The sequence below is a fragment of the Mycobacterium paragordonae genome (assembly GCF_003614435.1).
Lineage (GTDB): Bacteria > Actinomycetota > Actinomycetes > Mycobacteriales > Mycobacteriaceae > Mycobacterium > Mycobacterium paragordonae.
The window spans coordinates 931,799-946,657 of the sequence record NZ_CP025546.1 but is presented as its reverse complement, the minus strand read 5'-3'; the positions used below and the strand labels follow the sequence as shown (position 1 = coordinate 946,657).

The 14,859-nt window shown below is 66.1% G+C and carries 14 protein-coding genes; 8 read left to right on the top strand and 6 right to left on the bottom strand.

Annotated elements, in window-relative coordinates; genetic code table 11:
- Positions 1-11: 11 nt before the first annotated feature.
- From C0J29_RS04315 to C0J29_RS04305, 3 genes are all read right to left on the bottom strand, one after another.
- A complete protein-coding gene (locus C0J29_RS04315; RefSeq protein ID WP_120794546.1) occupies positions 12-2,876 on the bottom strand; it encodes an MMPL/RND family transporter in 2,865 nt (954 codons plus the stop codon).
- Between the two features lie 71 nt (positions 2,877-2,947).
- Positions 2,948-3,505 (bottom strand): MmpS family transport accessory protein, encoded by a 558-nt coding sequence (locus C0J29_RS04310; RefSeq protein ID WP_065044519.1) that lies wholly within the window; start codon positions 3,503-3,505, stop codon positions 2,948-2,950.
- A 141-nt stretch (positions 3,506-3,646) separates the two neighbouring features.
- Positions 3,647-4,333, bottom strand: coding sequence for a TetR family transcriptional regulator (locus C0J29_RS04305; protein WP_120791623.1), 687 nt, complete (start codon positions 4,331-4,333; stop codon positions 3,647-3,649).
- Positions 4,334-4,593: 260 nt separating this feature from the next.
- Between C0J29_RS04305 and C0J29_RS04300 the strand changes: the two genes are divergently transcribed.
- From C0J29_RS04300 to C0J29_RS04270, 7 genes are all read left to right on the top strand, one after another.
- Positions 4,594-5,016, top strand: coding sequence for an MmpS family transport accessory protein (locus tag C0J29_RS04300; protein ID WP_082977947.1), 423 nt, complete (start codon positions 4,594-4,596; stop codon positions 5,014-5,016).
- 74 nt (positions 5,017-5,090) lie between these two features.
- Positions 5,091-7,919 carry an MMPL/RND family transporter gene (locus C0J29_RS04295; RefSeq protein WP_120794545.1) on the top strand — a complete coding sequence of 943 codons (2,829 nt, stop codon included), beginning with the start codon at positions 5,091-5,093 and terminating at the stop codon, positions 7,917-7,919.
- A 70-nt stretch (positions 7,920-7,989) separates the two neighbouring features.
- Positions 7,990-8,712: a DUF1365 domain-containing protein gene (locus C0J29_RS04290; RefSeq protein WP_242460353.1), complete on the top strand. Its 723-nt coding sequence runs from the start codon at positions 7,990-7,992 to the stop codon at positions 8,710-8,712.
- On the top strand, positions 8,679-9,164 hold the full coding sequence (locus C0J29_RS04285; protein WP_242460352.1) for a class I SAM-dependent methyltransferase: 486 nt from the start codon (positions 8,679-8,681) through the stop codon (positions 9,162-9,164). Before C0J29_RS04290 ends, C0J29_RS04285 begins: the two co-directional genes overlap by 34 nt.
- Before the next feature lie 20 nt (positions 9,165-9,184).
- Positions 9,185-9,955, top strand: coding sequence for a DUF1295 domain-containing protein (locus C0J29_RS04280; RefSeq protein WP_120794543.1), 771 nt, complete (start codon positions 9,185-9,187; stop codon positions 9,953-9,955).
- A 44-nt stretch (positions 9,956-9,999) separates the two neighbouring features.
- Positions 10,000-10,563, top strand: coding sequence for a sigma-70 family RNA polymerase sigma factor (locus C0J29_RS04275; RefSeq protein ID WP_120794542.1), 564 nt, complete (start codon positions 10,000-10,002; stop codon positions 10,561-10,563).
- The gene (locus C0J29_RS04270; protein ID WP_065044515.1) at positions 10,560-11,258 is read left to right on the top strand and encodes an anti-sigma factor; all 699 of its coding nucleotides are present in this window, start codon (positions 10,560-10,562) and stop codon (positions 11,256-11,258) included. The genes C0J29_RS04275 and C0J29_RS04270 overlap by 4 nt, the downstream gene beginning before the upstream one ends.
- Here C0J29_RS04270 and C0J29_RS04265 read toward each other — a convergent pair.
- The 3 genes from C0J29_RS04265 to C0J29_RS04255 are packed head-to-tail and all read right to left on the bottom strand — an operon-like array spanning position 11,251 to position 13,032.
- Complete coding sequence (locus C0J29_RS04265; protein ID WP_120791621.1) at positions 11,251-12,120, bottom strand: hypothetical protein; 870 nt, start codon at positions 12,118-12,120, stop codon at positions 11,251-11,253. The two genes, C0J29_RS04270 and C0J29_RS04265, sit on opposite strands and share 8 nt — an antisense overlap.
- Before the next feature lie 11 nt (positions 12,121-12,131).
- Positions 12,132-12,650 (bottom strand): mycothiol transferase, encoded by a 519-nt coding sequence (locus tag C0J29_RS04260; protein ID WP_065044513.1) that lies wholly within the window; start codon positions 12,648-12,650, stop codon positions 12,132-12,134.
- Positions 12,651-12,660: 10 nt separating this feature from the next.
- Entirely contained in the window at positions 12,661-13,032 is a 372-nt protein-coding gene (locus C0J29_RS04255; RefSeq protein ID WP_120791620.1) for a VOC family protein, read from the bottom strand.
- A gap of 46 nt (positions 13,033-13,078) precedes the next feature.
- Here C0J29_RS04255 and C0J29_RS04250 point away from each other — a divergent pair, with 46 nt between their 5' ends.
- The gene (locus tag C0J29_RS04250) at positions 13,079-14,806 is read left to right on the top strand and encodes an N-acyl-D-amino-acid deacylase family protein (RefSeq protein WP_065164825.1); all 1,728 of its coding nucleotides are present in this window, start codon (positions 13,079-13,081) and stop codon (positions 14,804-14,806) included.
- Positions 14,807-14,859 lie beyond the last annotated feature (53 nt).

Below are 14,859 nucleotides of genomic sequence, written 5' to 3'. Positions count from 1 at the left end.
CGCCGGCCGCGCTAGCGCCGTGTCACCACTCCGCCGGCCGGTTGTTCTTCCACGTCGCTGCCGATGAGTTCACGCACCGCCGGACGAGGTCCGTAGGGTCGGAGCATGCTGCTGGCCGGCCGTGGGCGTACGTGCTGCGGCCACCAGAACCACCGCCCGAGCAGGGTGGCCAGCGAGGGCGTCATGAACGATCTCACGATCAAGGTGTCGAACAGCAGACCCAGCGCGATCGTCGTACCCACCTGGGCCATGACTTTCAAAGGACTGAAAGCGAATGTGCCCATGGTGGCGGCGAACACCAGACCCGCGGCGGTCACCACCGAGCCCGAACCCGCCATCGCCCGGATCGTCCCCGTCTTGAGACCGGCATGGATCTCCTCCTTGAACCGCGATATCAGCAGCAGGTTGTAATCGGAGCCAACCGCCAACAGCAGGATGATCGCCATCGCCAGCACCATCCAGTGCAACTTCATGCCCAGGATGTACTGCCATAGGAGCACGGAGAGTCCGAACGAGGCGCCCAGCGACAACAGCACCGTGCCGACGATCACGACGGCCGCCACGACACTTCGGGTGATCACCAGCATGATGATGAAAATCAGTGTGGCAGCTGATATTCCGGCGATCAGCAGGTCGATGTTCGAGCCGTCGTGCATGTCCTTGTACGTCGCGGCGGTACCGCCGAGGTAGACCTTGGCTCCCTCCCAGGGCGTGCCTTTGATCGCCTCGTGCACGGCCCGCTTGATCGGCTCGATGAGGTTGATGCCTTCCGGAGACGCCGGGTCGCCTTCATGCGAGATGATCAACCGGACCGCGTGCCCGTCCGGTGAGATGAACTGTTTGAGACCCCGCGCGAAATCCGGGCTCTGGAACGCTTCCGGCGGAAGGTAGAACGTGTCGTCGTTCTTCGCCCTGTCGAACGCATCCCCCTGGGCGGTGGCGTTGTCGGCCTGCGCCCTGGCCTGGTCGTTGAGACCCGTCGTCGTCGCATAGTTCGACATGATGGTGTCGAGATTGCGCTGCTGGCTTTCGATCTGCGGGGGTATCAACGCGACGAGCTTGGGCTGAATCGCATCCAGCCTGTCCAGGTTCTGGCTGAGGGCCAGGATGTTCTGCGCCACCTGGTCGATGCCGTCGAGCGCATTGAAGATGGACCGCAGCGCCCAGCAGATCGGGATGTCGAAACAGTGCTTCTCCCAATAGAAGTAGCTACGAATCGGTCGGAAGAAGTCGTCGAAGGTGGCGATGTCGTCGCGCAGCGCCTCGGTGATCTTCACGGTTTCCTTGGTGAGCTTGGTGGTTTCGTGCGTCGTGTTGCTGAGGTCCTGGGTGACCTGCATCTGCTCACGCAACGTGGCCATCGTCTTGCGCAACTCGCCCGCTTGGTTCAGCAGATTCTTGGCCTGCTCATCCTGGAAGTGCTCGGTCTGCTGCCGCCCGGCGGCTTGGGCGCCCATCTGGAAACCGAGGGTGCTGTGGTCGAGTGGCGTGCCCAACGGCCGGGTAATGGTCTGCACCCGGCCGATGCCGGGGATGTGAAAGACCGCCTTGGCGACCTTGTCCAGCACCAGGAAGTCGGCCGAGTTACGCAGGTCGTGATCGGTCTCGATCATCAACAACTCGGGATTGAGCCGAGCCTGGTTAAAGTGCCGGTCGGCAGCCGCGTAACCGATGTTGGCGGGGGTGTCCTCGGGCAGGAAGTGACGGGTGTCGTAATCCGTCTTGTAGCCCGGCAGAGCGATCAGACCGACCAGGGCAACCGCGATCGTGACCGCGAAAACCGGTGCGGGCCAACGAACGATCGCGGTGCCGATGCGGCGCCAGCCCCGAGTCTGCAGCTTTCGCTTCGGATCCAGGAGTTTGAAGAATGACGCCACGGTCAGCACCGCAGGTCCCAGGGTCAACGCCGCGAGCACGGCCACCAACATGCCGATGGCGCACGGTGCGCCCAGTGACTCGAAATACGGCAATCGGCAGAAGCTGAGGCAGTACATGGCGCCGGCGATGGTCAGGCCCGACCCGAGCACGACATGCGCGGTGCTGTGGAACATGGTGTAGAAGGCTTGTTCGCGACTCTCCCCCAGGCCACGGGCCTCGTGATAGCGGCCGACCACGAAAATCGCGTAGTCCGTTCCGGCAGCGATCGCCATCAACACCAGCAGATTGTTGGCGAACGTGGAGAGTCCGATGATTTCGTAGTTGGCCAGCAGGGCAACCACGCCCCGGGCTGCCAGCAATTCGACGAAGACCATGAACAACACGGCCAGGACGGTGACGAGCGAGCGGTAGACGAAGAGCAGCATCACAAAGATCACCAGGATCGTGACCAGGGTGACGATCGCGACGCCTTTCTCGCCGGCGTGGGACTGGTCGGCGAACAGCGGACCCGCGCCGGTGACGTAAGCCTTGATTCCCTGCGGGGCGGGCACCGAGTTCACGATCTTGCGGACGGCATCGGCGGACTCGGCGGACAGGCCGCCGCCCATGTTGCCGGCGAGGTAGACCTGGACGTAGGCGGCCTTCTGGTCGTGGCTCTGCGACCCCGCGGCGGTCAACGGATCGCTCCAGAAGTCCTGCACGTGCTGCACGTGTTTCGTGTCCTGCTCGATTCGCCGGACGATCTCGTCGTAGTAGCGGTGCGCCTCCGCCCCCAACGGCTTGTCACCCTCCAGCACGATCATCGCCGAGCTGTCGGAATCGAACTCCTTGAACGTCTTTCCGACCCGCATCATCGACTGAAACGACGCCGCATCGGTGGGGCTCTGCGATACCGAATGCTCTTTGGCGACGGCCTCCAGTTGCGGCGCAGCGGTATTGGTCACCACGACTATGCCCAACCACACCAGCACAATGGGCAGAGCCAGCCGATGGATCATCCGCGGTAGGAACGGCGGGATCAGCGGCTGGTCGACGCGCGGCGGGGCAGGATCGGCCGCGGTGGTCTCACTCACGCGGACTTGTCCAGGCAGTAGACGAAGGCGTTGACGGTCTCGTTGGGCGGCGACTGATTAGGCGCCTTGACGATGTCACCCTTCCCGTCGTTGTTGTTGACGAGGAACCGGCAGGCGATCCAGCTGCCGTTGCCTTGTGCCATCAGGTTGGCCGGGATCCCGGGTTTCGTTGACTTCAATTCCGTCTTCCACGGTAGGGGCACATTCAGCGCCTGCTGCGGGTGGGAGTTCTCATCGAGGTAGGTGATGGTCGCCGTGCTGCCGGGCGAACCCCAGACCTCGAGGGTGATGGTCTTGGGATTGAACTGGTCGATGACGTCTCCGGAGGAGCCGCCACCGAACGAACCGCTGTGAACGCCGAAGATGCCGTGCAACCGGTAGACCGCAAACCCCGACAGCGCGACGACGGCCAGCACCGTGAGGATGAGCCAGAACCGGGTGGCCACGCTCATCAGACCTTTGCGTTTGGCCCGTGGGCGCGCCGCCGTCTTGCCTTCGCCGCCAGCAGAATCCGGAATCGTCAACGGTTCGGTCCTTGGCTCGGTCGTCGTCATGGGCGCTTCCTATTTAGTGACGAGAGCCGCCATCTAATCAGCCTGGATATCAACTTAGTCTCTCTAACCTAATGCACAAACAGTAGGAAATCTCGGCGTGGTGCGCAAAGGCCTTGTGCATGAAGATCTTCGCCGACACGTTCATCGGGACCCCGCAAGTGAGCCGATGCAGGTGGCGGTGAGCACCCGGGTGAGCGCGGACGGGAAATCGATGTTCCATTCGGGCGGCAGCAACTCCGGTTCCTCCTCGTACACATCCGAGATCCGCTCCGGCGGGTTGGCGATTTGCCAGAACGCCGCGGCCAGGGAGTAGGCGGCGATCAGCATGTCGAACGCGCCCGACCGGCCGAGGTCGGGCAAACTCCGTTCGATCGCGCCGGCCAGGGCGATGGCGGCTGCGGATATGGTCCGCCGTATCTCGATGACCCGGTCGACATCGACCTCGTGCTCGAGATGCAGGTGCAGGTTGGCGAGCAGGTCGCAGAACAGCGGATCGGCGGCCAAGCCGTTGGCCATCGTCTCGGCCACCCGCGCCGCTGACATGCGCCCCGGCTCGCCGAGTTGCGCGCAGACCGTGTCCGACCACCGCTGCCAGCCTTCGGCGGACAGGTGCAGCAGCACCTCCTTGTGGGAGGTGAAGTATCGGCGCACCGCCGAGTAGTGGATGCCCGCTCGGCCGGCCACCGCGGTCAGGGTCACCGACGCGACACCGGTTTCCGATGCGATTGCGCGCGCTGCTTCCACGAGCGCCGCAGCGCGCTGACGCTTGTTCTCCTCGGTGCGGGCGCGCCGGAAACTGAGTTGCGCCACCGGCTGAGGATAACGCACATGGCGTGATTTGCGCGCGGAAATCGGGACTTTACGCACGCAATATGCCTTAGAATCGGGCCCCTAGAGAAACCCGTGGAGGAGGGAGTCTGCCGCTCGCCCGACACGGCCGTGTTTTACTTAGGTAAGGCTAATTGTGTTCGTGATGCGCTGCCGATCTGCGCAGTGCGGCCGGTTGAATGAAGACGCAAGCGTCTCCTAGGGCGGGTATCGTCCGACCTGAGCGATGCCAACGGTGAAAGGGACCTGAGATTTTCAAGGTGCTGTCGCGCGTGTGGATTCCACTCGTCATTCTGGCGGTGTTGGTCACCGGCGCTTTCATCGTGAACCGGGTCCACGGCTACTTCGGCTCGGAGAAGCGGGCATCGTACGCGGACAGCAACCTCAAGAACCCAGAGCCGTTCAACCCCAAGCGAATCACGTACGAGGTGTTCGGTCCGGCGGGCACGGTTGCCGACATCAGCTACTTCGACGTCAACGCCGATCCGCAGCGCGTGGACAACGCCCCGCTGCCCTGGTCGCTGCACATCAGCACGAACAAGGCCGCGATGGTCGGCAACCTGATGGCCCAGGGTGACGGGGACAGCATCGGGTGCCGCATCCTGATCGACGACGTGGTCAAATCGGAGCGAGTCTCCAACGAGGTCAACGCTTTTACCTTCTGTCTGGTCAAGTCCGCGTGAGTACCACCTACACCGAGGATCGCCGAGACAGCCCCGCCGTCGAGCCCGCACCCCACCGCCCGTTCATCCCGCGGATGATCCATGCCTTCGCGGTGCCGATCATCCTGTTCTGGGTGCTGGTCGTCGTGCTGCTCAGCGTGCTCGTTCCGTCCCTGGAGATCGTCGGGCAGCAGCGTTCGGTTTCCCTGAGCCCCAAGGACGCTCCGTCGTTCGTCGCGCTCAAACGGATCAGCCAGGTCTTCAAGGAAGGGGAGACCGACAGCGTCGCGATGATCGTGCTGGAGAGCGAGCAGCCGCTCGGCGACGCGGCGCATCGTTACTACGACGGCCTGATCCGCAAACTGCGGGCCGACAAGCACGTGCTGAGCATCCAGGATTTCTGGGGCGACCCCCTGACCGCGGCGGGCGCGCAGAGCAACGACGGCAAGGCCGTCACGGTTCAGTTGAACCTCGCCGGCAACCAGGGTGAACCGCTGGCCAACGAATCCGTCGAGGCCGTCCGCAAGATCGTGGACGCCACCCCACCGCCGCCCGGGCTCAAGGCCTACGTCACCGGGGCTTCGGCACTGGCCGCAGACCTGCAGCACAGCGGCGACAGATCGATGGCCAAGATCACCATCACCACGATCGTGGTGATCCTGTGCATGCTGATGTTCATCTATCGATCGCCGCTGACGGTGCTGCTGCTGCTGGTCACCGTCGGGATCGAACTGAGTGCGGCACGCGGTGCCGTCGCCATCCTCGGGAGCAACGCGCTGATCGGGTTGTCGACCTTCGCCGTCAGCCTGCTCACGTCGCTCGCGATAGCGGCGGGAACCGACTACGGGATCTTCATCATCGGCCGATATCAGGAGGCGCGTCAGGCCGGGGAGGACCGGGAGTCCGCCTTCTACACGATGTATCACGGCACCGCCCACGTCATTCTGGGATCCGGTCTGACGATCGCGGGCGCGACGCTGTGTCTCGGGTTCGCCCGAATGCCGTACTTCCAGACGCTGGGCATCCCCTGCGCGGTCGGCATGCTGGTGGCGGTTCTGGTCGCGCTGACGCTGGGACCGGCCGTGCTCGTCGTCGGCAGCCGGTTCGGTGTGTTCGACCCCAAGCGGGTGCTGTCGGTGCGGGGGTGGCGCCGGGTCGGAACGGCGGTCGTGCGCTGGCCGCTGCCGATCCTCGCCGTCACGTGCGTGATCGCCCTGATCGGCCTGCTCACCCTGCCCGGCTACAAGCCCAGCTATGACGACCGGGCCTACCTGCCCAGCTTCATCCCGGCCAACCAGGGCTTCGTCGTCGCGGACCGGCACTTCTCCCAGGCCCGGATGAAGCCGGAGATCCTGATGATCGAGTCGGATCACGACATGCGGAATCCGGCTGACTTCCTGATCCTGGACAAGCTGGCCAAGGGCATCTTCCGGGTGCCCGGGATATCCCGCGTCCAGGCCATCACCCGGCCGGACGGCACCGCGATGGACCACACGTCGATTCCGTTCCAGATGAGCATGCAGAGCGCCGGTCAGATGCAGACCATGAAGTACCAGCGCGACCGGATGGACGACATGCTCAAGCAGGCCGACGAGATGAGCAAGACTATCGCGCTCATGCAGCGGATGTACGGCCTGATGTCCCAGCTCGTCGGGGTCACCCACAAGATGGTGGGCGACACCGAGGAGATGCAGCAGATCACCCGCGAGCTGCGCGACAAACTCGCCAACTTCGACGACTTCTTCCGGCCGATCCGCTCCTATTTCTATTGGGAGAAACACTGCTACGACATCCCCGCCTGTTGGTCGTTGCGGTCGGTGTTCGACGCGCTCGACGGTATTGACCAGATCGACGAGAAGTTGGACGTCCTGGTGGGCGACATCAAGCAACTCGACGTGCTGATGCCGCAGATGATCGCAACCTTCCCGCCCATGATCGAAACCATGGTCAGCATGCGAACGATGATGCTGAGCATGCACAGCACCATGTCCGGCATCTTCCAGCAGATGGACGAGATGAGCGACAACGCGACGGCGATGGGCCACGCCTTCGACGCCGCCAAGAACGACGACTCGTTCTACCTGCCGCCGGAGGTGTTCAAGAACTCCGACTTCAAGCGCGCCATGAAGAACTTCCTGTCCGCCGACGGGCACGCGGCGCGGTTCATCATCCTGCATCGGGGGGACCCGGCCTCCGCCGAGGGCATCGCGAGCATCGGCAAAATCCAGACGGCGGCCGAGGAATCGCTCAAGGGCACCCCGCTGGAAGACTCCAAGATCTATGTCTCCGGAATGGGCGCCATCGTCAAGGACATCTCCGAAGGCGCCAAGTGGGACCTGGTGATCGCCGGCATCTCGTCGCTGTGCCTGATCTTCATCATCATGCTGATCCTGACCCGGGCTTTCGTGGCGGCGGCGGTGATCGTCGGAACGGTCGCACTGTCGCTGGGCGCCTCGTTCGGCCTGTCAGTCCTGGTGTGGCAGCACATCTTCGGCGTTCCGCTGCACTGGCTGGTGCTCGCGATGTCCGTGATCGTGCTGTTGGCCGTGGGATCTGACTACAACCTGCTGCTGGTGTCCCGGTTCAAACAGGAGATCTATGCCGGCCTCAATACCGGCATCATCCGTTCGATGGGCGGGACCGGCAAGGTCGTGACCAACGCCGGCCTGGTCTTCGCCTTCACGATGGCGTCCATGATCATCGGCGACGCCCGGATGATCGGACAGGTGGGCACCACGATCGGTCTCGGTCTGTTGTTCGACACGCTGATCGTGCGGGCGTTCATGACGCCCTCGATCGCGGCGTTGCTGGGCCGCTGGTTCTGGTGGCCCATCCGGGTGCGGTCCCGTCCGGGCCGCAGCCCCCGGCTCCCCCGCCAGGAGCCGGCCACCGACAGGTCTCCGGCGCTGAGCGCCGAGCGCTGATCCCGAGCGCCGATCCCGCATAGCAGTCCGCGCGGGCCATCCGTCCGGCACGGCGCTCCGAATAATAGATGTGCAGGCACAACACGGAGGATCGGTAGCGCTCATCGGCGGCGGGGTCGCCGCGCTGACGCCGACGATCTACCGCACCACGATCAGCCACTGCCGGCAGGTTCCCGAGCAGCATTCGTTGCGTTACCGCAGCTGTAGCTGGCACGTCGACATCGACCATCTCCCCGAACTGCCCTGGTGGTTAAGGCCTTTCGCGCGACTCGACACCTCCGACCAGCTGCGCCGCCGGCTGGAAAGGTTCTTCGCCCAGCACGACACCGCCATGCCCGACGGCCGGGTCACCGCGTTGCTGCAGGCACGCGTTTTCGGGTACGCCTTCAACCCGCTGAGCGTCTTCTGGTGCCACGACCGCGACGGCCGGTTACGCCACGTAGTCGCCGAAGTACACACCTACGGCGGGCGCCACGTCTATCTGCTGCCGCCGGCCGATTCGCCGGTGCTGGTCAGCAAGCGGCTGTACGTTTCGCCCTACAACCCGGTCGACGGGAACTACCTGGTACTGGCCCCACCTCCGGAGCACGATGTCGACGTCATGGTGTCGCTGCTGCGGGACCGCCGGCTCGCGTTCACCGCCACCTTGCGCGGCGAGCGACTTCCCGCGACGAACTGGCACGTCGCGGCATTGCAGTTCCTGTCACCGCTGGCGCCCCTGGCGGAGGCCGCGCGCATCCGTCTTCAGGGGATCAAACTGTGGTTACGACGAGTTCCCGCGGCAGCGCAATGAGCGCCGGCACCATCGAAAGACGCTTCGCGCCAATCGGTTCCGGCAGCCGGCCGGCGGCCGCGAAGGTGCCGTCCGGGCCCGGTGACCGAGTGGCGATACCGGCGGTCACCACCTCGCGTGAGCGGATAGCGGCCACTCGCAATACGCGCGCCCGGATTCGGAAGTACATTGTCCCTGGCGGACCGCTGCCGTCTGCTGCGGCCACCGTCGACATCACCGAGCGCTACAGCCTGCGCCCCGTCGACGCGGCCTCGCTGCGGCCGCACTACGCCCAGACGCTGCGGCTGTGCCGCGAGCGCTTCCTGCAGCGTCGTAACCGATTGGCGCACTTAGGATTCGACGAGGTGTCCGCGCGCATGTGGCAACCGTATCCGGCTGACCCGAAACCGGGATTCCGGTCCGGTCGCCATCACGCCGACCGGTGGGCGTTCGAGCGCAGGGGTCCGCGGTGAACGAGAGCAACATCCTGGCGGTGACGGGCGCGTGCACCCTGGCGGTGGTCGTGGTGCATTCGGTCACCTTCGCGATCGGCCGCAAGATCGGCCGCTACAACGTCGTCGACGTCGCGTGGGGCATCGGCTTCGTCGTGGTGGCGGCGGTGGCGGCGGTGGTGGGCCGCGGGGATCCGTCCCGGCGCTGGCTGTTGCTGGCGCTGGTTTCGATCTGGGGTCTGCGGCTGAGCTGGCACATTCACCGCAAGACCGCCGGGCAGGGCGAAGATCGCCGCTACGCCAACCTGCTGCGGGGCGCGTCGGTAGGTCAGGTGGTGCGCAAGGTCTTCCTGCTGCAGGGCTTTCTGACGCTGTTCATCTCCTTTCCCCTGCAGCTGTCGGCGGTCACCGGCCCCACCCCCACGCCGTTGCTGGCCGTCACCGCACTCGGTGTGGCGGTATGGCTGCTCGGGTTCACCTTCGAAGCACTCGGAGACCGGCAACTGCGCGAATTCAAATCCGACCCCGCCCATCGCGGCGTGATCATGGACCGCGGGCTGTGGTCGTGGACCCGGCACCCCAACTACTTCGGCGACGCCTGCGTGTGGTGGGGGTTGTGGCTGGTCACGGTCAATGGCTGGGTGCCGCTGGCCACGGCGGTCTCGCCGCTGGTGATGACCTACTTCCTGGTGGACGTCAGCGGGGCGCGGCTGACCGAGAAGTACATGAAGGGCCGGCCGGGATTCGCCGAATACCGGGAGCGGACCGCTTACTTCGTTCCGCGGCCACCCAGAAAGGTGCGTCAGTCATGACCGGCGTACCGGGTGTGGCGGTTGCTGACTTAGGCTACCGATCGATGACCGGACCGCTGCAGCCCAGCAGCGACCTGGACGCCTTGCTGCGCCGGGTCGCGCATGGGGACAACGCTGCCTTCGCCGCGTTCTACGACCAGACGAAGTCCCGGGTGTACGGACTGGTGACCCGGGTGCTGCGCGACGCCGGGTACAGCGAAGAGACCACCCAGGAGATCTATCTCGAAGTCTGGCGGACCGCCGCGGAGTTCGACTCGACCAGAGGGTCCGCGCTGGCCTGGCTGCTGACCATGACCCACCGCCGGGCGATCGACCGGGTGCGCAGCGAGCAAGCGGGCACCAACCGCGAATCGCGCTACGGCGTGGCCAACCTCGAGCCGGCCAGCGACGTCGTCGCGGAGTCGGCGATAGCGGGCGACGAACGCCGCCGGGTGGCGCAGTGCCTGGAAGGGCTTACCGACACCCAGCGTCAGTGCATCGAGCTCGCCTACTACGGCGGACTCACCTATGCCGAGGTGTCGCAGCGGCTGGCTGCGAACCTGTCGACCATCAAATCGCGTATGCGTGACGCGCTGCGCGGCCTGCGCAACTGCCTGGGTGTCTCATGACCGAACCGACCGACTTCGAACTCCTTGAACTGGCGACTCCGTATGCCCTGCACGCCGTGTCCGACGCGGAGCGCGTCGAGATCGACCGACGGGTCGCCGCCGCGCCCGCGCCCCTGGCGGCCGCCTTCCACGATGAGGTCCGCGCGGTCCGCGAGACGCTGGCAGTGCTGTCCTCGGCGAGTGTCGCCGAGCCGCCCGACCAGCTGCGCACCGCGGTACTCACCGCGGTGCAACACCGCGACGGCCAGCGTCAATCATTCTGGCGGACAAAGGTTTTCGCCGCCGCTGCGGCGGTGGTAATCGGATTGGCGGGCTTCGGCCTCGGCGTGCTGGTACAACCGCACCCGAGTTCGACGGTCACCGAGCAGGTCCTCACGGCTCCGGATATGAAGACGGTCTCCCGCCCACTGGGCCCGGGACAGGCCACGGTCATGTTCTCACGGGACCGCAACGCGGCGGTGCTCGTGATGAACAATGTCCCGCCACCGTCCAATGGAACCGTCTACCAGATGTGGCTGCTCGGAGCCGACGGCCCCAGATCCGCGGGCACCATGGGCACCGCGACGGTGCAGCCGACGACGACGGCCACGGTCAACGAGATCGGCAGCTGCCGGGCACTGGCCTTCACGGTCGAGCCCGGCGCCGGATCGCCCAAACCCACCGGCGCGATCCTGGCCGAGTTACCCCTCAAGTAGCTGAGCCCCGGCTTTTTCTCTTGAACAGACCGCCCAGCACGGCGGCGAGCAGACCGAGCACCACCAGCGCCGCACCGGTGAGCAACGTCAGGTTGAGCCACAGGTGCATGCTGCTCTCGGCATGGCCCACCATCACATCGGCCATCCGCCGGATGTCGCCGGTGGTCCGGTTCAGCGCCTCATTGAGGGAGCGCCCACCCATCTCGATCCCCGCCCAGCCGGCCGCGCCGACGAGCAGCGCCGACACACCCAGAGCTGTCACCGCCCGGCCGCGGCTGCGCGCGGCAACCACGGTCAGGAACGCGAAAAGCGCCGTCAGGGCGGCCACACCGATACTGACCCACGGTCCCCACACCGCGGCGCGGTGAAACTGTCCCTGTCGTAGCGGCTGGTCCACCGGCACCGTCAGCGGGACCTTCAGCGTCGCGGGGACCTGCACGTTATAGGTGGCCAGCTGCTGCTGGATGCCGGTGTCCTTGAGCATCGGCGCCACGTCGACCACCCACTGTTCGTTGCCGCCCGGCTGCGGCGCGCTGAACAGCCAGCCGTGCGCGGCCCGGTTCACCTGGGCGAACAGCGGCGGAAACGACGGACCGGCGGTGAAGGCCGCGGCCACGTCGTGCACCGTCGAACTGTCGACCGGGTTGCGGCGCCCACTGCGTTCGTTGATCAGCGCCACGGCGCGGGTGGTGAGCTCCGACGCCATCGCCGACTGCAGCGCGGGATCCCGGGCCGCCTGCTCGGCCAGCTCGCTGTAGCCGTCCTCGTCGACGATGTTCGCCTGGGCCCACATCGCCGGCAGCGCCACCGCCAGCCCGGCCGTGGCGATCAGCCAGCACAACACCGTCGTCAGGAACCGCACGGGTTGGAACCCTACTGGGCGATCCCCCGCAGATAGGCCGCCTGGCCGAGATGTTGGGCACAGTCGTCGATGATGCTGACCAGCCGCGCGCTCGCGGTCACCGGGGGATCCCAGTGCGTGTCGACGATGCGAGCGAGTTCGTCGGGGGTGACCGTCTCGACGTACTCCAACGTGAGCAGGTGCACCGCGTGGTAGTAGCCCAACAGCAGGTCGACGGGGGCGCGGACCTTGGCGACCTGTTCGGCGCCGTGCCCGTAACCGGTGTCGTTGCGCGGCAGATCCAGGTTGAATCGGTCCACCCAGCCGTCACCGGTCCAGACCTGTTCCACGCCGGCCACGTCGGCCAGCTGCAGATCCTGGACCCGCGCGCTGTGCCACAGCAGCCAGGCAATGCTGTTGGCGTCGGCGGTCGGCCGGTAGTCGGCGACCTCATCGGTCAGCCCGTGGCATACGTCGCCGGCGTGTTCGATCAGGCGGGTGAACGCGTCGCGCAGGAGTTCTTGGACGGCAGCGGTTTCAGAAGTTGCCATGCTTTCGACCCTACGCAGCGCCGTGGAACACGGCTTCGACGTTGTTGCCGTCCGGGTCGCGGACGAAGGCGCCGAAATAGCCCGGGTGGTATTCGGGCCACAGCCTCGGCGCATGCAGCGACTCCGCGCCCAGGCCCACGGCCGCATCGTGAAACGCACGCACGGCGTCCTGGTCGGCGGCCTGGAACGCGACGTGAACCTCCCGGTTCGGCCCCATGCCCGTTCCGTCGGCGATCCAGAAGGCCGGATGCCCGTCCCGGCCGTACCCGATGGCCTCGCCGAAGTCCATCTGCCGGGAGTAACCCAGCACGCCCAGGACGGTGTCGTAGAACTGCCACGATCTCGCGTAGTCAGCGCAATTGATGCCGAAGTGATCGATCACGGCTCGATCCTGGCACGAGCCACCGACAGGGTCGTAGATTATTTAGATGACCTACGACCTTCTGATCCGCAACGGCACCATCGTGGACGGATTGGGAGGTGAGCCTTACGTCGGCGACGTCGCCGTCAAAGACGGGCTGATCGCGGCGGTCGGCGCCGTGAACGGCGCGACCGCGACAAGGGAGATCGACGCGACCGGGCTGCTGGTCACTCCGGGCTTCGTCGACCTGCACACCCACTACGACGGCCAGGCCATCTGGTCGGACCGGTTGACCCCGTCCTCGGCGCACGGGGTGACCACGGTGGTCGTGGGCAACTGCGGCGTCGGCTTCGCGCCCTGCCGCCAGGAGGACCACGACGTACTCGTCGACGTCATGGCCGGCGTCGAGGACATTCCGGGCGTCGTGATGACCGACGGCCTGCCGTGGTCCTGGGAAACCTTCCCGGAATACCTTGACGCGCTGGAGTCCGGGAAACGGGACATCGACGTCGCGGCCTACCTGCCCCATTCCCCGCTGCGCGTCTACGTGATGGGCCAACGCGGCGCCGACCGCGAACCCGCAACCCCCGACGACCTGGCCAGGATGCGCGAACTGGCCACCGAAGCCATGGAGGTGGGCGCGCTGGGGTTCGCCTCCTCCCGGCTCACCATCCACAAGACCGAGAGCGGTGCACCGATCCCCAGCTACGACGCGGCCCGGGAGGAGATCGAGGAGATCGCCCGGGGCGTCGTCGACGGCGGCGGCGGACTGCTGCAGTTCGTGCCCGACATCCCGGCCGGGGGCTACCAGCCCGTGTTGCAGACGGTGTTCGACGTCGCCGAGGACGTCGGGCTGCCGGTCACCTTCACCCTGGTCGTCGGCAATGCCGGGGACCCGACCTGGCCGGACGCCATCACGATGGTGGAGAAGGCGAACGCGGCCGGCGGAGATATCACCGCGCAGCTGCTGCCGCGCCCGATCGGGCTGATCATCGGGCTCCAGCTCACGGCCAACCCGTTCGTGCTGTACCCGAGCTACCGCGAGATCGCGCACCTGCCGCTGGCCGAGCGGGTCGCCGAGATGCGCAAGCCCGAGGTGCGTGCCCGCATCCTGGCCGACAAGCCGGGCCAGGGCCATCCGATCCTGTACGTGGCCCAGATGTGGGACTGGATCTTCCCGCTGGACGACAATCCGAACTACGAGCCGAACCCGTCCGACAGCATCGGTGCGCGGGCCCGCGCCCGCGGCGTCAACCCGATGGAGGAGGCCTACGACCGGCTCCTCGATGATGACGGACGGGCCATGCTGCTGGTCGCCACCAGCAACCTGGAAGGCAACTCGCTGGACACCGTCGGCAAACTTCTGCACCGCGACGACGTGGTCCTCGGACTGGGCGACGGGGGTGCTCATTACGGGATGATCTGCGACGCCAGCTACTCCACGTACTTCCTCACCCACTGGGCCCGCGATCGCAGATCGGGCCGGTTCAGCGTCGCCGAAGCGGTCCGGGAACTGACATCGGTGCCGGCCCGCATCGCCGGCCTGGCCGACCGTGGCCGCGTCGCCGCCGGCTTCAAGGCCGATCTCAACGTCATCGATCACGCCGGGCTGCGACTGCACAAGCCGGTCATCGCCCACGACCTCCCCGCCGGCGGCCGCCGGCTGGATCAGACCGCGCAGGGCTATGTCGCCACCGTGGTCTCGGGTGAGGTCATCGCCGAAAACGGGGTGCCCACCTCGGCCCGCCCGGGGAGGCTGGTCCGCGGCCGGCAACCGGCGCCCGCTCCCGCCTGACGGCCTGCTGCGAATTAACGGTAGCGGGTTACCCGATACGCCCACGGTAAAAG